Here is a 20,402-nt window from a genome sequence, read left to right on the forward strand (position 1 = left end):
AAATGGCGCGAATTAAACACCTACTCAGCGGCCGGGAGTTTGAGCTTCGCTCTCATCACACCTTGGGCAGACGCGCGGACATTGCCGACACGCCTATTGCCGGCAAAGAAGTCTCAAAAATTCACGCGAGTCTAGAATATCTCGATAGCTCTTGGCGCATCAAAGACCTGAGCATGAATGGCACTTGGCTAAACGGCAACAAGTTAGATACGGGCCGACCCGAAAAAATACAAAGCTCAGACACCTTCTACTTCGCTGGCATACAAGATGACCTCTGGCAGCTTGTTGACGATAGTGCACCAGCAAATAAGATATTGGTTACTAACGCACCAGAAAGATCTTTAATTCTAGAAAACTACAACCTGCTGCCTTCAGAAGCAGATCCAAGCTACGCTCTGTATTTTGACAACTCTCAACAAGCTTGGACCCTTGAAAAAATTCATGCCGACGACACTCACCAAACGGAATATCTGCATCATAACAGCACGTTCAGCGTCGATGGAGAAATGCACCAACTGTTTTTGTGCGGAACCTTACAAGCAACGCAAAAACTCGGCTTTGAGCCGCCTACAGAAGCTCCGCAGCTAACACTTACTTTTGATGTTAGCCAAGATGAAGAAAACATCACGTTAGTCATTAACGACGGCCAACAACAATTTGATCTTGGCGAACGCAGCCACCATGAAATACTGCTTTATCTTGCTCGTGAAAAGCTTAAGCACGTGGCCGAAAACTACGTTGTCCAAGAGCAAGGCTGGTGCCGTAAAACGGTAATTTCGCAGGAAGTTGGGCTGGAAGAAAGTCACATTAACATTTTGATATTTCGCGCTCGCAAACAAATTTCAGAGGCCAGCAACCACTCGCTGGATTCCAGCACCATTATTGAGAGAAAACGGGGCAAAATACGTTTAAGCGTCGATAATATTATTATCAATAAATCTACCCCTCAAAAAAAATCATCAGCAACCAATACGGCTGAATCAGCCATGGAAACCGCTACCGAATCATGGACTCGATCAGTTTAAATCGATCAGAAATTAAGCCCAACTACCAAAACTACGAGATCATTAAAGAACTCGGTAGAGGCGGCATGGGTGTTGTTTATTTAGCAAAAGATCTACGCTTAAATCGGCTAGTCGCCATAAAACAGCTGCAAGGCAATGTGGCCGATGATAAATCACAAGAGTTTCTGCTGAACGAAGCCCGAACTCAGGCTGCATTTAATCATCCCAATATTATTCAAATCTATGACACCATTGAAGGCGAGCAAGCACCTGCAATTGTTATGGAATACGTTAATGGCGAAAACCTAAGCTCTAAAATTACTGAGCAAAATACGTCTTTAACAACTAAATTACGCTGGCTTAAGCAGATAGCGGGGGCTCTCGCCTGTGCTCATCAAAATGGAATTATTCATCGCGATTTAAAACCGGAGAATATTTTAATATCCGATAACAATATCGTTAAATTGAGTGACTTTGGCATTTCGTCAAAATTGTTTTCCGCTCACAAAAACCTTTCAGACAATGATTTAAAAAAGACGTCTCTATTTGGTTCTATTTACTGGGTTTCACCCGAAGAAATTCTAGAACATGACGTTGACTTTAGCAGCGATTTATTTTCATTTGGCTGCGTCGCCTACACACTGATATGCAGCCGCCACCCATTTATTGATATACGAAAAAATCCTTCTAAAAAAGAGACCATAGAAGCCTTACTGAACGAAAGACCCATAGAACCCGTTCACTTTGAGCCCAACCTAGACCCAAGAATTAATAATTTAATTCTGCAAACATTAGAGAAAGACAAAAAGAAAAGACCGCTGAGCAGCGTTTGGATAGAAACCTACCTAAACTCCATACTGTCTGAAAAAGTCAGTCCACACACACTCGACCTATCAGACACACAGCCGCTAGAACCTGTTCGCAAAAGTTCTAAACGTAGATGGCAACTGGCAACGTTTATAGCAATTACTTTAATTGTGGCTGCCGGCTCTATTTTTTATATACAAAACAATAAAAATCAACCACAAACACTTGTTGCTGTTTACGCACCAGATTTGTGGCCAAATCCGGAAAACTCAAATGATGATGAATTGTTACATTCAAGTATATTACAAGGCATTGACGAATATCTTTTGTCCAGCTCAAGCATAGCATTACTCGAAATAGACCCATCTCTAAAAGAAGATGTTAGTTTAAAAGATTTTGCCAAGCGTTCCGCTGCTCAAGATATACTTTATCCAAAACTGACCTGTTCAGAGTCAACATGTGATCTAACTATATCCAAAATTGACGCAAGTGAATTAAAAACAAAAAGTTCTAATAGTCAACGTTTCTTGCGCGATGAACAGTTAGACATATTACCAACTATAGCTAAGTTAATATTCAACTCATATAACAAAAAATTCAGTAAAAAGCCAAACTTTACTATCAGTGAAGAGGGATACAAAAAGTACATTAAGCTCCACCAAATAAACACTCAAAAAGGTGTAAATGAACCCAACCTGTTAGAAAATGTAAAAAAACTACAACTCTCCGAACCTTCTTTCCCTGGAATCTACCGCCTATTATTCAATATACAAAACGAACTATATATTCAGAAACAAGAACAAAAATATCTAGAAATGCTTGCAAATACCATACAGCTAGAAAAACAAAATATTGTTAATCACCAACAGATATTTTTACACGAGTTTCACTACTTAATTAACTCAGAAAATCCTGATCAAGCAAAAAAACTAATAGACAATAATTTACACAATTCAGGAGAAACCTTAAACACAATAAAAGCTCTTGGAACTTACTATCTTTACACAGGCGAATCGGACAAAGCCAACTTATATCTTGATAAATTATTAAATTTAAATCCATCAACAAAAAACATGTACAATCTAGCCATTGCGTACTACTGGAGTTCAGATTACAAAAATCTTGAAATAGTTTTAACAAAAATCTTCAATATAGATGAAAATCATTTTCCAGCTAGAAAATTAGAGGCTGCTTGGTTACTTTCGGAAGGCAGGCTCGAAAAAGCTATTGATAGATATAAAAAGCTAACTTTAACCAGTGATGACGCCCAAAGCAGAAACAACCTAGGCCTAGCATTATTTTTTAAAGGTGACTATGAAACTGCTATTATAGAATTTGAAAAAGTTGTTGAAGACAATACCCTACAAACAAACTTTATACTTAATCTAGCCGATGCTCAAAAAGCTTCAGGTAACCTAGAGGGCTCTATAAGAAATTATCAAAAAATCATTGATCTAACGGAAAACACTACGGACTTACTAAAACTTCACAATCGAGCACAAGCATTAGCGCATTTAAATAGGTTTACAGAAGCCATCGAGATAGTTAAAAAAATAGAACGCGAACTGCCGAACAGTGGCAATACATTTTATATCGCAGCCATTGTTTATGCTTTAGCTGGAGAGAAACATTCATCATATTCCAGCGTAAGACAAGCCCTAGAGCATGGTGTGAGTAGCGTATGGTTGAGTATTCCATGGCTAAATGAGATCTGTGAAATAACATCTAAAAACACCATAAATACGAATAAAATAGAGAGCATTTGCAATACTATTTAAATTATCGCAAATGCCATCTTCCTCTAGTTAGGAATGATAGGACCAATTGATATAGCTGGGTCGTGTTTTTTCCCACCTGATGTATTTAAGGTAACACCAAAAGAAAAATATGGTTGCTCATTTATTGTAACTGTCGATGGCGGCATTTTTTTAACCGTTACAACTAACGATGTTATATAGCCTGAAGATTTATTATCAGAAACAGTGACAGTATTTGGATCAATTGGAGTTGTAGAAAAGCTTGTATAGGTATTTGATTCTAACTGTATTGTATAGGTATAAGGATAACCGGCGGTTTCACTAGCATTATTGCTCATTAAGCAATTTATGTAGTCAAACGTGTCCGATGTAGTCATATCCTTCCAAACATGAGGAGTAACACTATCATCAGCCATCATACAATCTGGCGTTTCACCACCCTGATTTATTTCGCACATTGTAGAATTAGAACCGTCACTCATCCAATATCCCTCTTTCATATAATTACAATAATAACCATGAGTATACTAGAATAAATTCGACGGAAGTATTACATCTAATTACAATATTTTAGCACTGTTGAAAACATGACTTCTCTAAAACCATTGTCAATCATGGCTATTTCTGGATATTAATCATCGTCGCTATTTGTACAATTTTTTAAGTGCCTCAAAGGTTCCTAGATTCTCTTACTCAACAAAAGCCTTGTTTTGCTAGGAAACGCGTATTTTCATTAATTAATTGATAGGAAACTCCGAATAAACCAGAGTTTCCTATCACAACGAAAAATTAACGAATTAAAGCAACCTGATCTGGCGCTGTGTAGAGTTGTAAACCGAAGTGTCCCAAGTTGTAGGTATAGCTGGCATTTTCGTTGGCGATTTGGCTTGAGTGCACGCCGTAAACTAAGCACGAGCCTGACCCACAAACAATTTGATCGACCCAGCTTTTCATTGAAAATACGCGATTACCTATTTTTTTGCCAAAAATGCTGTCTAAAAATGGGCTACCAACGGAAAGACCTTGACTGGCGCAGGTAGTGCTCGAAACATTGAAGGGATAAACGCCGCAAGTCAGTAAGCCGCGATAAGCTCCAGCAATGCCCACAAAGGTGTTAACGTTATTTGCTTGACCTAATTTTATAATTTGTTGCGCTGCTAATGTCACCCCCATGGAGTGGCCAATAACATCGATCTTACCGGTACAAGAATTGGCTAGGGCACTACTTATAGCATTTCGCACTGGCGTTTCTTCAGAGCCACTATGATCGTTACAGGCAGCACAACTTTTAGAACCCCAATTAGGTCGATAAATTTGGTTTGTTGTCCATCCTTGTCGAAGCAGTTCATCGTAGGTTGCATCCCAGTCATTAGGATCACCGGTATTACCGTGTACTAGTACGACGTTATCAATGCACGCCGCAATGCTGGCCGCCGATACGCCTAACGTAGCCGAAATTAAGATAATCAGTTTTATGAAAAAAGCAGAAAAACGCGAACCTTTTAAGTAATTAGACATAAGGGTATTTCCATTCAGTGAATTATTATTGTTCTGAATGCTCTATAGGATTCATCTCTGAAGCGAATTTATTCAAGCATAAACATGCAGTAAATAAATGCCATCGAATGCTACATTAGTACTACAATTAATTTTTATTATTTCCTGGTTAAATTTTTTCATTAAATAGAAAAGACAAACCGACTACGAACCTTAATCTCTAAAGCATCAATCAAAGCTTGCTAAAAAAGTAGAAAATCTTTTTTGATTACATTTAAACGTTGAGGTTTTTTAGAGTTATCCTCAAAGCTAAATACTCTCTTTTTATAAGATGAATTATTATAGAAAACTCTGATTAACCCAGAGTTTCCCGCGACACAAGGATGTATCGCCAATTTCAAGAACGGTATGTAATTGAAATTGTCAAGAAATTGGAAATCGCACTCTCAATTTCTGCCCTCCGATTAAATCACGGATGAGTTAACCAGAGGTTCCTATAGTTGCGCTCAGTATTAAAACCTTCTATTTAAATTGAAGGCGCACGTATCGTAAGTGACTCTTTTTGATCGCTCCACCAAAATTTAGGTATAGCTGTCAAATATTATCAGATAACTAGACAATTTCTGACTGCACCGTGCATAGGCATTAATTTTTTACTAATACTTTAAGCAAAAAACCCGAACATAAAAAATTAAAACCCAGCACCACCACAAATGAAACAATAAAAACTTTGTCGCTTACTCAGCAAATCATAAGTGATTCAACAATATTTAGCCAAAACACATTCATAACAATTAGAAATGAATTGTGAAATCATTATTTGGAATAATTTAGTTTTTTTACTGCTGAATTATTGGTGTAAAAATGTTGCACCGCACATATTTCAATTTCGTTAAAAATCAATTTATCGAAAATAAAAACTGGTAATTATCTAAAAATCGAGACAGGTTTTTAGTGATTAACTGGGCAGATAAATTAGAAGTGAAACTACCGTATTCAGAGAACTCCAATCTATTTAGAATTCTCTGAACATAAAAAACATACTAACCGTAAAATTAAATCAAAATTCTCACGTAGCTACAGCGTTACAAAGGCAGTGCAATATTATTCGCTTTAGCCATAATCGGCGTTAGTGTGTTTTTCCAAAGTCCAGCATCAAATTCTACCTGTTGGTCACTAAAATAATCGTAGGCGTTAGTAATTACATCTTCCATCACCGCGGCAACGTATTCTCTTGCTTGATGGGATTGATTAAATCTTTCGGGAATAGCAGCCTCAAAATACAGCGTGTTACCTTCGGGTGAAAAACCGCCCATTCTCATACCGTCGAATTCGGGCTTATCGCCGTTGTAAGCCAAGCAGAAGGTAATATCCAACGAGGGGCCTTGCGTTAAATCCGTTAAATCTTGTCGATGAGTAGCAACACTCGCAGCTAATGCCGTGATAGCGCGTTCGATGGGAGTTTTTTCAAGATTACGATCGGGAATGTTCATGCTAATGGAGATAGGTTGCATTGTTTGCCCTCATTAAAACCATGATCAAAAAACGGTTATTGCGCAAATTACATTCCACACCTTTAAGCTTGCTGCAATCGCAATCCAGTTATCGTAGCAACCACAAGAAACACTTAAAAAAAGACTCGTAAGTGCACATTCAACCATCAAGTTATCTTGCGAGCTTTGCGACAGATGAACGCAAAATGTGTTGTATTGACGACAATTTTCTTGATTTTGGTCAAATTACTCACCCCACTCAACTCATTTTCAATGGCATGGCGTTTGCCAAACTGCTGATAGAAATAGGCATGAACTGATTGCGTTGTATTACCCTATTTCGACCACCCATCCTGATATCTAACCCAAGCAAAGGAACCGAACGATGGCAGCTACTTTTGAATTGAAATCGACCGAAGATTCTGGATATCAATTTGAATTACTTAACAGCAACGGTGAAGTTCTGCTGATCAGTGCCGAATTTGAGGAAAAGACAACCGCCGAACAAGCCATTCAAGACGTACGTGTCGGCTCAATGATGAGCGAGATGATTTCGGTAGGCAGCGGCCCTGCGGGCGAGAAGTTTTTCATTATTAAAAATAAAGCCGGACAACCGCTGGTAAAAAGCCAACTGTTTGCCGATGAGATGATGTTTAACAACGTGTTGCATAGCGTTCGCGACAGCGCTTGCATTGCCGCAGTTCAGGATTTAAGTGCAGCCTAATGCGCATTTAACCCCACTAACTGTGGTTTTTATCTACTGGCTCGAATGACTTATACTGCGGCTTTTTGAAAGACGTCACCGCATGTTAAATATCGTACTGTTCGAGCCAGAAATCCCACCCAATACCGGTAACATTATTCGCTTAGGTGCAAACACCGGTTGTACCTTGCAGCTTATCGAGCCTTTAGGCTTTGAATTAGACGATAAAAAATTGCGCCGCGCCGGTTTGGATTACGGTGAATGGAAAGACTTGGTAGTACATAAGAGTTGGCAGGCGTTTTTAGACGCGGCAAAACCACAAAATTTGTACGCCATCACCACCAAAGGCAAAAAATACCACCACGAAGTTAGCTTTACCGCTGACGATTATCTCGTCTTTGGGCCAGAAAGCCGTGGCCTTCCGCCCGAGGTTTTAGACTCACTAGAACCCAACCAAAAGCTACGCATTCCCATGTTACCCAATAGCCGCAGCATGAACCTTTCTAACGCTGCCGCCGTAATTGTTTACGAAGCTTGGCGACAACTGAATTTCACAGGCTCGCAATAAGCGCGTAAACTACGCGCTCGTTTTTACGGAGGCAGGCGAACATGGCGGACATACAAATATTAGTAGGAAGCGTAATGGGCACCGCGCAAGGTGTTGCAAAAACCATGGCTGAAAAACTCACAGCTTTAGGCCACAGCGTGCGCATCAACGGCAAATTTAAAAAGCCTGATTTGGATAACGACCAAGAAGTCTTGTTGATTTGCTCATCCAACACCGGCGCCGGTGATATTCCTCCTAATTTGTTGCCGTTTTATCTGCACTTGCGTAACGATTTTCCAAGAATTGGTGGCCGTCCTTACGGTTTGGTGAACTTGGGCGATAGCTCCTACCCAACCTTTGGTGAGGCCGGCCAACATCTAGAAGAAGCCATGCAAGATCTTGGCGCCGCACGAATCGGCGAGATTTTGGTGTTAGACGCAACCTCTGGTGAAGATCTAAACGCGTTAGCCAGCGATTGGGTGGAACAATGGGCAACAAATATTTAAGTGGTAACCGTGTCTGATTCTATGCCTTCAAAACCTATTGCGCTGTTTTACGGAAGCTCAACGTGTTATACCGAAATGGCGGCAGAGAAAATCGCCAAATATCTGGGTGAAGCGAACGTTGATGTTTTTAACGTCAGTGACGAACCCATCGCCAATGCGTTGTTTTACCCAAACATCATCATGGGAATTCCAACCTGGGACTACGGCGAGCTGCAAGAAGATTGGGAAGAAATCTGGGATGAGATCGACAGCGTCGATTTCTCGGGTAAAACCATAGCGCTGTTTGGATTGGGCGATCAAGTCGGTTACCCAGAATGGTTTTTAGATGCCCTAGGTTACTTGCACGCCAAGCTGAGCTCTTTGGGTGCGAACCTGGTTGGCTACTGGCCAGTAGAAGGTTACGAGTTTGAAGAATCTAAAGCGCTCACACCCGACGGCAAGCATTTTGTCGGTTTAGCCCTAGACGAAGAAAACGAATTCGAGCAAACCGACGCTCGTATCGCCCAGTGGTGCGATGCGCTAAAACCTATCTTCGGAATTACCTAGCAGTTGTATTTGTTCTGTAATTGGTATTTGCTCTGTGCTTAGCATTCACGCTGAGCACTTATCCTCTCGGATTATTACCTTAAAACCACTCCGTTCAAACCGCAGCTTTCTGGTAATCACGCTCTACACATCTTTCGATTTTCGACCATTAGCTCTAATCTAACAATATATGGCTATTTGATCTTCTTGAAGGCCACTTCACATTTAGCAACAGAAAAGTCGATGCAAAATATCCAAGTTGTATACTCTCGCTCGTCACTCAAGCAGAGCCAAAGCTACTGTTAGAGAATAATGTGTTGCCTACTGAGGTAGCACGACTAAACAACAATAACGACGAACCAAGATTTTCTGTGAAAGAAGCCGAAACAACCCTAAAAAACGCCCAACTTGCTTGGGACGAGCAAGGCCAACCGCTGTCGACCGTTTTCGACGATGTTTATTTTTCAAAAGACAATGGCATGCTCGAAACCCAATACGTCTTTCTTGAGCAGAATCATCTACTCGAACGTTGGCGCAGCTTAAATGCAGGCGATAAGTTCGTAATCGCCGAAACCGGATTTGGTACCGGGTTGAATTTTTTATGTGCATGGCAAGCATGGCTCGATCACTCACCAGAAAACACCCAACTGCATTTCATTAGTGTTGAACGGTTTCCTCTGCAAGTCTCAGATTTGGAAAAATCCCTTGAGCTTTGGCCCGCCCTTCACTCACTAAGCCAGCAGCTGCTTGCTCAATATCCGCAAGTATTAGTGGAAGGTGTGCACCGCCTAAATTTTAACGGCATTACCTTAACCTTAATTATTGGCGAGGCCAGTGCAGGCTTTGCCGAGATGCGCGCCAGTAATCACCCTTGGTTTTGCGGGCCGCTAAACAACTGCCATGTAGATGCTTGGTTTCTCGATGGCTTTGCGCCCGCGAAAAACCCAGAAATGTGGACGGACACTTTGTTTGCGCACATCGCTGCGCTGTCAAAAACTGCAACCAAATCCAACCGAGCCACTACCTTTGCAACCTTTACCGCCGCCGGTATCGTGAAACGCGGCTTAAAATCCGCGGGCTTTAATACTGAAAAGGTTCCGGGTTTTGGTAAAAAACGCGAAATGTTACGGGGATACTTTACTGGCGAAACCGCCTCCCCCATGGAATCATCCACCGCTCTCAACGCCTCAGATTCTTCCGAGGCCCGTGACGCTGAAGAAACACGTAACGCTGAAAAAGGCAGAGTTGAACCGCACATTACTCAGAAAGAGCAACGCTCACACCGCACACGCTTTCGCTACCCCATCGAGTCGCCTTGGTTTGTTCCAGCACACCATCACGATAAATATCGCAAACACCAACATCATCTTAAAACTGTGGCCATTATTGGTGGCGGCTTATCGGGGTGCTTTGCGGCGAATTATCTGAGTAAATTAGGTTTTGCTATAACTCTGTTTGAAGCCACCGACGATATCTGTCAGAAAGCCTCGGGTAATCCGCAGGGTGTGGTGTTTGCGAAACTATCACCAGAAACTGGGCACTTGGGTGATTTTAATCTATTAGCATTAATGGCCGCGGAGCGATTTTATCAACCACTGTGGAAAGAAACCGACATTGGCAATCGCTGTGGTGTCTTGCAACTCAGTTTCGATGAAAAACTGCAAACTTTACACGACCAGACTTGGTCACGCTTCGGTACGGCCCAACAACTGTTCAGTCACGTAACTCAAACCCAAGCATCGCAACTGGCCGGCCTCGATTTAGAACACGGCGGACTGTGGTTTCCAAACTGCGGCTGGATTAATCCACTCCAGTTGAGTCGCCGCCTGCTGGAGCAGTCGGAACCGGCAATTCGGCTAAATACCACTGTTGATAAACTGAAATACAAAGATGGTCTCTGGCAGCTACGCGATGGCAATAAAACGCATTTGGGTGAATTCAGCCACGTGATTATTGCCAATGCTGTAGACGCAAAACGCTTCAAACAAACGCAAGATCTACCGCTGAAATCGGTGCGCGGGCAAGTGACCTTCGTGCCGTCAAACTCAGTGAGTAATAACTTACAAACCGTAATCTGCTCAGAAGGCTATATCGCTCCGGCGGATGCCAGCGGCCATCATTGCTTGGGCGCAACCTTTGATCCCAAAAGTACCAACCTCGATGTCTTAGCCTCGGATCATCAAGAAAACATTGAGCACATTCGCAGCATCTGCAAGCCACTCACAGAAACCATAGAAGCGGGCTTACACCACAGCTACATTGGCCGCGTGGCATTGCGTTGCAGCACCCCCGATTACCTACCGATCGTTGGCCCGGTACCCATTGCCAAGCAGTTTGACCGAGACTACGCACGCTTTAGCAAGAATGCTCGTGAGGTCGTGTCAACAGCAGGCAGCTACTACCCAGGCTTATTCACAAGCCTTGCGTATGGTTCGCGGGCGCTGGCGTACCTGCCACTAGCCACCGACCTTCTGTGTGCGCACATAAACGCAACGCCCAATCCCGTTGGACTGGAGCTGACCAAAGCATTGCATCCAGCGCGATTTTTGGTGCGTGATATCGCCAGAAACAAGCGTCAAGCAACCGGAAAACACACCTCACCGACCTAATTGTTGGATTAGTAGGCACGCCTTGTAATCAGTGGCTACACTTAAGCTAACCTGAGTTTCAGTCATATTATTGGTGAAGCGAAACGACAACAGCCTTGTTAGCAACGCCAATAAACCGAGTATTTTAATGTACACAGACTGGCAGGCACCTAGTTTGTTTCTGTGTTCATACTCAATCAAAGACAGGTTAATTCAGAGGCTTCTGACAGTAAGGCTCTCGCCCTATAACAATAATAGCGCCCGGTCTTACCACTGCTTAAAGAGGATCTTTCATGCTTTTGCAGCATTCCAGCAGTCATACGCATCTCACTGCGCTCGACAGCATTCACAACTACTACGAAAAGCTGGTCATTGATGAAATTCGACATCAAAGCGAAAGAGCCCGATTAGAATCGGACTTTCTTGCCGACGTTGCCTGCGTAAGTCTCAACCATCTACCACCAAGATATATTCGCTACGATGTTGATATGACCTTTTTTCTGTCGCCGCAAGAACAGAAAGAAATTCAAGACAAGGTGAAAACAGCGGTTCACGAGGCCATAACCTACGTCAGCTTGCGTGCTCGTCCACCCGAAGAAGAACCCGTAAAACCTCAAGCAACCAACGCATCACAAGCACAACCGGTACTTGTTAATACTGCAAATAGCTTAAACCCAGACGTACCGCCTTCATTGGCTGAGATTACAGATCAAACCAATAAGTCTTCCGACACAGCCAGCAACGCTAATGCGAATTCCGAAAACACGCCATAGAACCATCAATTTCGTCACTCTGAACTTGTTATTCGCTTTCTTGGCCCGTTAAAATTCTCGCTTCATTTAACCGGGCCTGTTGCATGTTCTCTCCACTCAGATTCTCACAATCCTTCAGTCACCGAACTCCATTGCAATCGCTAAAAACTGTCGTATTTGGCTTGATGCTCTGTTTCTGGGTGGGCACAGGCGTCTCGGCAAAACCCGAAAACGATGTACCCAAAATCGACTACTCGGTAATACAGGAGAAAAACCACAACCCAAAGCTGTTTACACAAGGCTTTTTGATCGTGAAAGACTGGATTTACGAATCCAGCGGTCGTTACGGACAATCTCTTTTAGCACGCTATAAAGAAGAAAATGGCGAAGGTTTTTACAGCCAAAAACTGCCCGACGATATTTTTGCCGAAGGATTAACCTTCTGGAACAACAGCTTTTATCTTATTACTTGGCGCAACCAAACCGCCTATCGCTACGACGAATACTGGTCGCAAAAACAAACCTTTCACTACCAAGGTGAAGGCTGGGGACTCACACACACCGACACACAACTCATAATGAGTAACGGCTCTGATCAACTGCAATTTATTAATCCCGACGACTTTAGCGTAGAGAAAATCCTAACCGTAACGGGCTACAACCGCACTTGGGATTTACTAAACGAGCTTGAATATCACAACGGAATTGTTTGGGCGAACCGCTGGTTAAGCGACGAACTAATCGCTATTGATGCAACTACCGGAAATGTTCTAGGCGTTATAGATTTAACAGAACTAGCAAAACCCCACCGGAAAGGTATTTTTACCTCAGACAAGGTCGCCAATGGCATTGCTTGGAGCGAACAACATCAAGCCTTTTGGATAACCGGAAAATATTGGCCAAAAAGATATTTAATTAAAATTCCAGAGCAATATATTGCCGCACAAATTGCCGAAGAGAGTTCTAATGAATAAAAAGCTCTGACTAACCCATTATTGAATTAATCAGAGCTAAATAAAAAACACAAACTCTAGTTCAATTTTAAATTCGACAAAAAAATCTTTATTTATCGTAACCACAACCTTGCTCTAATCTTTTATATCGATCTGGATAAACCGTTTTTAAGGTTTGTAGCAAAAGCTTGTGGGATTGTGCTGCTGATTTTACTTCTTCAGAATCTGCATTTAATGGCAACGGTTTTTTTACCGCGGTATAAATGTAGCCATAAAAATTATCGTGATGATTTTTCGCTTCGCGCGCTACGTTGTGAATATTATCCTCACCATCATCAATCATTACGATGGTTTGATAATCAAGATCAGATGCTTCCAGTAACTCATACAACGCCAAGCCTTTATCAAATCCTGTGGTCATTAATATTCCGTCTTTATAACTCGCAGGCGCGATTCGTGTATTACCGGGTTTAATCAATGAAAAATAAGAATTATCGGTTTCGGTAGAAAGAGGCTCTGGTAATTGATAATGATTGTAATGCAACTCTCGCGTGGTTGCCGGTCGATAATCGGGACTTCTTGACGTTAATATCAGCTTATCACCGGCAATGGAATTGAAAACATCCAGCGGACTAATACCAGCATCGGCAGGAACTGTTTGAGTGGTTAACTCGTATAAAATAGGAATTATCTCCCACTTACACTGCACATAATTAGCATCGTTTTTATCGACGGTTTTTAGCCAGTTATACCAGTAGTCGCTACCATAAAAGACCGGCGCGGTTAACAAAGTATCATCTATATCAAATACAAAAAGCGTAGACTCATTTCTGGGCACATCCAAAATCGCATTAAATGTATCTGTATGAGTTATATTAGAAGTCACATTATTAATGACAGGCGCTGAAGAACAACCAAACAACGTAGCTGTTAACGCAGCGACAAAAATAGCTTTCATATCGACTCCTTAATTATTTATTAAAACGTTAAAATAGTCAGTATTTGTTAATTCATCGATAAGAATCAAAAATCCAAATACATTAAATATTGCAAACATAGCATAAGAATAATTACTTTATATTCAAGTCTTACGGCAACTCAAGCCGAATATCCAACATTGGGCATTTCTGGTTAACTCATCTAAGATTTAATTAGAATTTTAAATACATAGATTCACAAAGTATGACTCTGAATAGCTTCCCAGCAAGACTGGGGATTGGTTTGCAATAAAAAATGTGTTCCCTCAATAGACACAACAGTAAGTTGTGGAAAACAATTTTTGAACACATCTATAACCTTACGATCAACCAGATTATCTTGCGTTGCAACTAAGTAGGTAGCTGGAACTGAGTATTGACTATTTTCGCTTTTAAGTTTTGAGATTTGTGTTAACCGAAATTTTAAAACCTCCGGGTCAACGCTCTCAATGGCTTGCGTAAATATCTCTTTGATTTCGGAATTTAAAAAACGACCAAATAGGTATTTTAACAATATCGGGTTTTTGGGACTAATTGCCGAAAGAAGTTTTTCTGGGAGAATAAAGCCAAATCTGGATAACCTAGACGGTGAACTTATAAAACTCGCTACAAAATATATATGAAGAATTTTCTCAGGTACCAATTTTATTAACTCTAAGGCTATCGAACCTGAATACGATTCTGCAATTATGATAGAAGGCTCATTAATCTGCTCTTGTATGACCTGAGCTTGTTCATGAAAAGAAACTCCTATTTCCTGAATTAATGTCACCGTACGAACTTCAAACCCAGAAGGAGCCATCTCTACAAACGGTTTAAACAGCTTCCCAGTACCGTCCATTCCCGGTAGCAATAAAATATTCACAGGTTCACCTTATCGACAATCTCTCAAATGAGACCAGAACTCCAATCTATTGATGTATACGATACCAAACATACTCTCAAAATTATCTCTGCTTTATTAATGATGTTTTAACACACCGAATCACGATATTTTCCATTCACCAGTTAATCTCTGGCCGCTAGATTAAAAATCTTGGAAATTTGGCAAAACTTTATTGCAAGGGTTACAAGTTTTCCTACCTAAGATCATTGATTAAGCCATAAATTCTCTTCTTAAACTCAGTGCAGGCCTTATAAATAAAGGCTTTGGCGATATTGGCACAGCTATCGCTTATTAACTCTTGAAAGCGAAGCATACTAAGCGAATAACGCTAAAAATTTTAGGAGTAAGCCATGAAGAATTTAAATAATACCCTTAAAACTCGTAAAAAATTAACCAGTAAAGCTGTCTCTGTTGCGCTGGCCGGTGGACTAGCACTGTGTGCCACGGGATTTGCTAACGCACATGATACCGTCGAGCATATTAAAGAAAACGCTCAAGAAACCAGCCAAGAAGCGAAAATCATTTTCTCCAACGGTTGGAAAGAAGGCAAAATGGAAGCTGCTTTTTTATTCAATGAACATTTAAACAACTTTACCATTGATTCTGAAGTTGACAAAAACACCGCTATTTTAAGGGGCGAAGTAAATTCAGATATTCAAAAAGATCTAGCTCGTGAAGTTGCACTGTCTATTGAAGGCATTGATCGTGTGGATAACCGGTTAGAAGTCGTACCTGAATCAAAAGACAAATCAGAGCCTAAAGAGCAAAGCGAATTTATTTCTGCAATCGAAGATGCGACTATTTCGGCACGGTTGAAAATGAAAATGATCGTTAACGATAACCTCTCTGGTTTCGCCATTGACGTAGACACCGAAGACAATGTTGTCACACTCAAAGGTGAAGTGCGCTCTGAGGCACAAAAAGCGCTCGCAGAAGTGATCGCAAAAAACGACGAATCCGTAGAGTCGGTACGCAATGAATTGCGTGTTGTACACAGTTAATACAAATTTTTCTAACCTTATTAAGGCCGGTTAATTCCGGCTTTAATGCGTTGTATGTTTTTCTCGCAATAAATACACAGTGCAGAGCACATGTTAAACCAGTGCATTCGTTAAACCAGACTAATTATTAAACAAGAGCACTTATTAAACAATTGAAGGAATCTATTGCCAACACGAGTAGCCTGTCATAGGCAAGTTCCGATGGAAAAGGTAATATTGATTAAATTTGTGGGGCTTTTGTAACGAATAAAATTGATTTCACCACCTAATAACAGAAATTCTGATTGAACCAGAGTTTCCGGTAACACAAAGACGTGTCGCCAATTTCGAAACGGTAAGTGATTGAAATTATGCAGAAATTGCAATTCCCTTTGCCAATTTCTGCCTTCTGATTAAATTATGAAGAAGCTAATCAGAGGTTCTTAGAGTAACTAACGCCACCTACAACGAACATTTATTATATAAAACTGGCATATACATTTTAAGTTGCACTGTTATTAGCATCGGAGCTCAGACGATAATGACAAACGTACTATTAGTAGACGACGATTCAGGTTTTACCGAGGCTACAAGTGAATTAATTGCACTTTTAGGGCACAAAGTTACTGTTGCAGATTCGGTAAGCTCGGCAAAACAACAAATTGCTGAACAATCCTTCGATGTTGTTCTACTCGATATCATGCTCCCAGACGGTAATGGATTTGAGGTATTAAACGACTTAAAAAGTAAATCCAATCCGGCAAAAATTGTTTTTATAACCGGTCATGCCGCGGTTAAATCAGTCGTAAATTCCATCGCCGGCCCAGGTGTTAGTTATCTTTTAAAACCTATCGACCTTCCAGCATTAAAACCTTTATTAGAGTCCACTAATTTGGCTCAGGCGAGCGATGACCGTGCTCACTTCGGCGTTTTAATTGGTGAATCTGCTCCGATGAAATCGGTGTACACCATGATTGAGCGCGTCGCAACAACCCGCGCTAACGTAATGGTTATGGGTGAAAGCGGTACCGGCAAAGAGCTCATCGCCAAAGCCATTCACTCGGCCAGTGGCGCCAAAGGCGATTTGGTGGCAACCAACTGTGGCGCCTTATCACCAGAGCTTTTAAGCAGCGAATTATTTGGTCACGAAAAAGGCGCATTTACCGGTGCTGTTTCGCGCAAAATTGGCTTATTTGAACGCGCCAATAATGGCACATTGTTTTTAGACGAAATCACCGAAATGCCGATTGATATGCAGCCAACGCTGCTTCGCGTATTAGAAACCGGAATGATTACTCGCGTCGGCGGCACCGAAGAAATTCCCGTTAATTGTCGTGTGGTTTCGGCAACCAACCGCACCCCCGAACAAATTGCCACAGAAAATTGCTTACGCGAAGATATTTATTTCCGCTTGGCGGTATTCCCTATTTCATTACCACCACTTCGAGATCGCGAAGGTGATATACCGCTTCTTGCCGACTATTTTCTTAGCGAATTAAATCGCGAGCATGGTTCACACATACAGCTCAATGACGCATTACTCGAAAAATTATCGTCCTACACCTGGAGCGGTAATGTGCGTGAATTTAGACACACGCTGTATCGCGCTTTTATTTTAACCGATCCACAAAGTGCTTATCTGCAACTGCCGGTAGATATGGGCTCACCATTCGCGCAGGCAAATAAAGATGAGCCCAAGCAATCGGGCTTAAAAGCAGGTACAACCATTCAAGAGGTAGAGCGCGAACTCATTGCCTTAACACTTGAAAAAGTGGATGGCGACAAACCTAAAGCTGCAAATATGTTGGGAATAAGCCTTAAAACCTTATACAACCGCCTAAATCAATATGAAGCTTTAGACTCAGGAAATCTCTGAGGTAATCAGAGATTTCAAATGCAAAGATTAATTTTCGAATTTCGATAGTTTACCGTATCAAAACTGACAATCCGTTTCTGTGTTTTGGGAAACTAAGGCTCGCCAGAGTTTCCTTTAAGTCAATCTAACAAAAAGTTATTGAGCGAACAGAGGTAACTCTCATGCAAACCGAACAACTAAGTCATTTACGCCACGGTATTCGCAACAAGCTGAATACTATTTCGGTAAGCGCTGAACTAATTAAGCTACTTGCACAGAAAAATCCCGATCCAACACAATTGCAAAAAAGTGCCGAACGTATACTCAACGAATGTAGAGACTGCGTACAGCTACTTGAAGCCAGCGATGCAATAGAAAACTAAAACGGTACAATAATGTGTCTTCTATAAATTGAAGTTTGAGCCTTGGATTAACAGATTCTTAAATTAATCCGACGGTAAAAATTGTATCGGTGAAACATCAATACACATTCTCCGCGGCACACACTACTGGAAATTCTATTATATAGAGTCTTCTTTAAAATCTTGGGTTTTGGTTTTCGGATAAAACGGTAAAACCTCTAACAACAAAAATACTCTACAACAAGGACTCGGTTACAAATGCCTCATAGGAATAAACCCAAGTTCTTTCGCGGCTGGGCGATTATTATCATTGTTTTAGTGGGGTTTCTTGCTATTAATGCCACCCAATCCTACCGCGCGCTTAGTGAATTGGTCGAAAACGAAAACGACGCAAATCTTACTAAATCTGTATTAAGAACTATCAAAGACTTATATTCATCGGTACAAGAAGCCGAGTTAGGTTTACGCGGCTTCTTTTTAACTGGCGCAGAAAGCTATTTAGGCCCTTATTATTTTGCGCTTAGCACCATTGATGAAAATTTAATTGAAATGCGCAATTACGATTTTCAAATACCTGAGCAGATTGACAATACCAAGCGCTTGGAACTGGTTATTTTAGAACGCCTTCAAGAAGCTGGAAGCCATATTTTACAAAAACAGGCAGACCCTGACTCCTACAGAATCTCTTCCGAAAAAATGCGCCAAAGTTACGATAGTATGGCGGAACTTGGCGAAGTGATTCGAACCATGGAAGAGCTAGAATACGATTTATTAGAGCGCCAATCTGAACGAGCGCACAGAAGTCGCCAAAATTTGTTGTATACCATTGTGATTGCCAACTCAGTTGGTCTGTTGCTCGTTATTTTGGTTGCCTACTTGATAAGAAAAGCATTAAAGACTCAATTACTTGAAGCCGAACACTTGGAAATGTTGGTTCACCAAAGAACCGAAGAACTTGAGCATTACTCAAATGAATTACAACGCAGTAACCGAGAGCTGCAAGATTTTGCCTTTGTCGCCTCACACGATTTACAAGAACCACTGCGTAAAATTCGCGCCTTTGGCGATCGGCTAAAATCTGTTTACGCCGGGAAATTAGGTGACGGAGAAGATTATATTGATCGAATGCAAAGCGCAGCATCGCGAATGTCTCGTCTCATTGAAGACCTATTGGAATTCTCGCGGGTATCAACTCGTGCTAAGCCGTTTGGTCCAGTTGATCTTAATCAGGTAATGAATGTTGTATTGGATAATCTAGAAATTAAAATTCAAGAACGTAACGCTCAAGTTACGGCCACAAAACTACCAATTATTGATGCCGACGAATCTCAAATGCATCAGTTGTTCCAAAATCTTATTGGCAACGCCATTAAATTTACTCAACCAGACATCCAACCACAAATCAATATTGAGTGCCAAGTTTATGAAACCGTTAAATTGGGAGAACTAGAAAATACCGTTTATGAGATAAAAGTTAAAGACAACGGCATAGGTTTTGATGAAAAATACATTGAAAAGATTTTTACGCCGTTCCAACGTTTACACGGTAGAGATAAGTATGAGGGAACCGGCATTGGCCTGGCCATTTGCCGTAGAATTGTCGAACGTCACCAAGGCACCATTGAAGTTGATAGTATTCCTGGTGAAGGCTCTACATTTACACTTTATTTAAATTCCCGAACCAAAGATCAACTGGTTGGAACAGAAATAAGCCCGTTTACAGAAGGCACTCCAAATGGATAAAAAAACCATGGTTATTTTAATGGCTGACGATGACAAAGACGATCAGCTCTTGGCACGTGACGCCATGATTGAAGGTCATGTCACCAACGAATTACACTTTGTAAACGACGGAGTTGAATTACTGCAATATTTGCGCGGCGAAGGTGAATTTGCCGGTAACAATCCGTGGCCAAGTCTCATATTGCTCGATTTAAATATGCCGCGTAAAGATGGCAGAGAAGCTTTAGCGGAAATAAAAAGCGACCCTAAATTACGGCGTATTCCTGTGGTCATATTAACCACCTCTAAAACAGAAGAAGACATGTTACGCGGCTACGATTTAGGGGCGGCGTCTTACTTAACCAAGCCCGTAACCTTTCAAGGCTTGGTAGAACTCATGAAAGCTTTGGGTAAGTATTGGGTGGAATTTGTCGAAATTCCCATGCCTAACGACCATTAATAGATTTTGTGGCAACAGTAAAAAAGTG

At 41.3% G+C, this 20,402-nt stretch carries 19 protein-coding genes; 14 read left to right on the plus strand and 5 right to left on the minus strand.

Annotated features, from left to right (window positions below; genetic code table 11):
• Nucleotides 1–2 precede the first annotated feature (2 nt).
• Both ACYQ28_RS10065 and ACYQ28_RS10070 read left to right on the plus strand, forming a co-directional pair.
• The gene (locus tag ACYQ28_RS10065; protein ID WP_460049807.1) at nt 3–1,025 is read left to right on the plus strand and encodes an FHA domain-containing protein; all 1,023 of its coding nucleotides are present in this window, start codon (nt 3–5) and stop codon (nt 1,023–1,025) included.
• Nucleotides 1,007–3,589: a protein kinase domain-containing protein gene (locus ACYQ28_RS10070; protein ID WP_460049809.1), complete on the plus strand. Its 2,583-nt coding sequence runs from the start codon at nt 1,007–1,009 to the stop codon at nt 3,587–3,589. Before ACYQ28_RS10065 ends, ACYQ28_RS10070 begins: the two co-directional genes overlap by 19 nt.
• A gap of 23 nt (nt 3,590–3,612) precedes the next feature.
• Here ACYQ28_RS10070 and ACYQ28_RS10075 read toward each other — a convergent pair whose 3' ends face one another.
• The 3 genes from ACYQ28_RS10075 to ACYQ28_RS10085 all read right to left on the minus strand — a co-directional run bounded on the left by ACYQ28_RS10075 (nt 3,613) and on the right by ACYQ28_RS10085 (nt 6,579).
• The gene (locus ACYQ28_RS10075) at nt 3,613–4,050 is read right to left on the minus strand and encodes a hypothetical protein (RefSeq protein WP_460049811.1); all 438 of its coding nucleotides are present in this window, start codon (nt 4,048–4,050) and stop codon (nt 3,613–3,615) included.
• A gap of 307 nt (nt 4,051–4,357) precedes the next feature.
• Nucleotides 4,358–5,086, minus strand: coding sequence for an alpha/beta fold hydrolase (locus ACYQ28_RS10080; protein WP_460049813.1), 729 nt, complete (start codon nt 5,084–5,086; stop codon nt 4,358–4,360).
• Between the two features lie 1,064 nt (nt 5,087–6,150).
• The gene (locus tag ACYQ28_RS10085) at nt 6,151–6,579 is read right to left on the minus strand and encodes a hypothetical protein (protein ID WP_460049815.1); all 429 of its coding nucleotides are present in this window, start codon (nt 6,577–6,579) and stop codon (nt 6,151–6,153) included.
• A 364-nt stretch (nt 6,580–6,943) separates the two neighbouring features.
• Between ACYQ28_RS10085 and ACYQ28_RS10090 the strand changes: the two genes are divergently transcribed.
• From ACYQ28_RS10090 to ACYQ28_RS10120, 7 genes are all read left to right on the plus strand, one after another.
• A complete protein-coding gene (locus ACYQ28_RS10090) occupies nt 6,944–7,282 on the plus strand; it encodes a DUF1508 domain-containing protein (protein ID WP_460049817.1) in 339 nt (112 codons plus the stop codon).
• An 82-nt stretch (nt 7,283–7,364) separates the two neighbouring features.
• Nucleotides 7,365–7,829 carry a tRNA (uridine(34)/cytosine(34)/5-carboxymethylaminomethyluridine(34)-2'-O)-methyltransferase TrmL gene (gene trmL / locus ACYQ28_RS10095; protein ID WP_460049819.1) on the plus strand — a complete coding sequence of 155 codons (465 nt, stop codon included), beginning with the start codon at nt 7,365–7,367 and terminating at the stop codon, nt 7,827–7,829.
• A gap of 41 nt (nt 7,830–7,870) precedes the next feature.
• Nucleotides 7,871–8,314, plus strand: a complete 444-nt coding sequence (locus ACYQ28_RS10100) for a flavodoxin domain-containing protein (RefSeq protein ID WP_460049821.1) — start codon at nt 7,871–7,873, stop codon at nt 8,312–8,314.
• Nucleotides 8,315–8,335: 21 nt separating this feature from the next.
• Nucleotides 8,336–8,860 carry a flavodoxin FldB gene (fldB, locus tag ACYQ28_RS10105; protein WP_460049897.1) on the plus strand — a complete coding sequence of 175 codons (525 nt, stop codon included), beginning with the start codon at nt 8,336–8,338 and terminating at the stop codon, nt 8,858–8,860.
• Between the two features lie 293 nt (nt 8,861–9,153).
• Entirely contained in the window at nt 9,154–11,448 is a 2,295-nt protein-coding gene (gene mnmC, locus ACYQ28_RS10110; protein ID WP_460049823.1) for an FAD-dependent 5-carboxymethylaminomethyl-2-thiouridine(34) oxidoreductase MnmC, read from the plus strand.
• A gap of 272 nt (nt 11,449–11,720) precedes the next feature.
• Nucleotides 11,721–12,200, plus strand: a complete 480-nt coding sequence (locus tag ACYQ28_RS10115) for a late competence development ComFB family protein (RefSeq protein ID WP_460049825.1) — start codon at nt 11,721–11,723, stop codon at nt 12,198–12,200.
• A gap of 83 nt (nt 12,201–12,283) precedes the next feature.
• Complete coding sequence (locus ACYQ28_RS10120; RefSeq protein WP_460049827.1) at nt 12,284–13,153, plus strand: glutaminyl-peptide cyclotransferase; 870 nt, start codon at nt 12,284–12,286, stop codon at nt 13,151–13,153.
• Nucleotides 13,154–13,241: 88 nt separating this feature from the next.
• Here ACYQ28_RS10120 and ACYQ28_RS10125 read toward each other — a convergent pair whose 3' ends face one another.
• Nucleotides 13,242–14,090: a DUF2608 domain-containing protein gene (locus ACYQ28_RS10125; RefSeq protein WP_460049829.1), complete on the minus strand. Its 849-nt coding sequence runs from the start codon at nt 14,088–14,090 to the stop codon at nt 13,242–13,244.
• Nucleotides 14,091–14,305: 215 nt separating this feature from the next.
• A complete protein-coding gene (locus tag ACYQ28_RS10130; RefSeq protein WP_460049831.1) occupies nt 14,306–14,974 on the minus strand; it encodes an alpha/beta fold hydrolase in 669 nt (222 codons plus the stop codon).
• A 371-nt stretch (nt 14,975–15,345) separates the two neighbouring features.
• On the opposite strand from ACYQ28_RS10130, the gene ACYQ28_RS10135 reads away from it, so the two are divergent.
• From ACYQ28_RS10135 to ACYQ28_RS10155, 5 genes are all read left to right on the plus strand, one after another.
• Nucleotides 15,346–15,996 (plus strand): BON domain-containing protein, encoded by a 651-nt coding sequence (locus ACYQ28_RS10135; RefSeq protein WP_460049833.1) that lies wholly within the window; start codon nt 15,346–15,348, stop codon nt 15,994–15,996.
• A 520-nt stretch (nt 15,997–16,516) separates the two neighbouring features.
• Nucleotides 16,517–17,851, plus strand: coding sequence for a sigma-54-dependent transcriptional regulator (locus tag ACYQ28_RS10140; RefSeq protein ID WP_460049835.1), 1,335 nt, complete (start codon nt 16,517–16,519; stop codon nt 17,849–17,851).
• A gap of 161 nt (nt 17,852–18,012) precedes the next feature.
• A complete protein-coding gene (locus ACYQ28_RS10145) occupies nt 18,013–18,213 on the plus strand; it encodes a histidine kinase dimerization/phospho-acceptor domain-containing protein (RefSeq protein WP_460049837.1) in 201 nt (66 codons plus the stop codon).
• A 237-nt stretch (nt 18,214–18,450) separates the two neighbouring features.
• Entirely contained in the window at nt 18,451–19,935 is a 1,485-nt protein-coding gene (locus ACYQ28_RS10150) for a sensor histidine kinase (RefSeq protein WP_460049839.1), read from the plus strand.
• On the plus strand, nt 19,928–20,374 hold the full coding sequence (locus ACYQ28_RS10155; protein WP_460049841.1) for a response regulator: 447 nt from the start codon (nt 19,928–19,930) through the stop codon (nt 20,372–20,374). The genes ACYQ28_RS10150 and ACYQ28_RS10155 overlap by 8 nt, the downstream gene beginning before the upstream one ends.
• Nucleotides 20,375–20,402: the final 28 nt, after the last annotated feature.

It is taken from the genome of Sessilibacter sp. MAH1 (assembly GCF_054658315.1).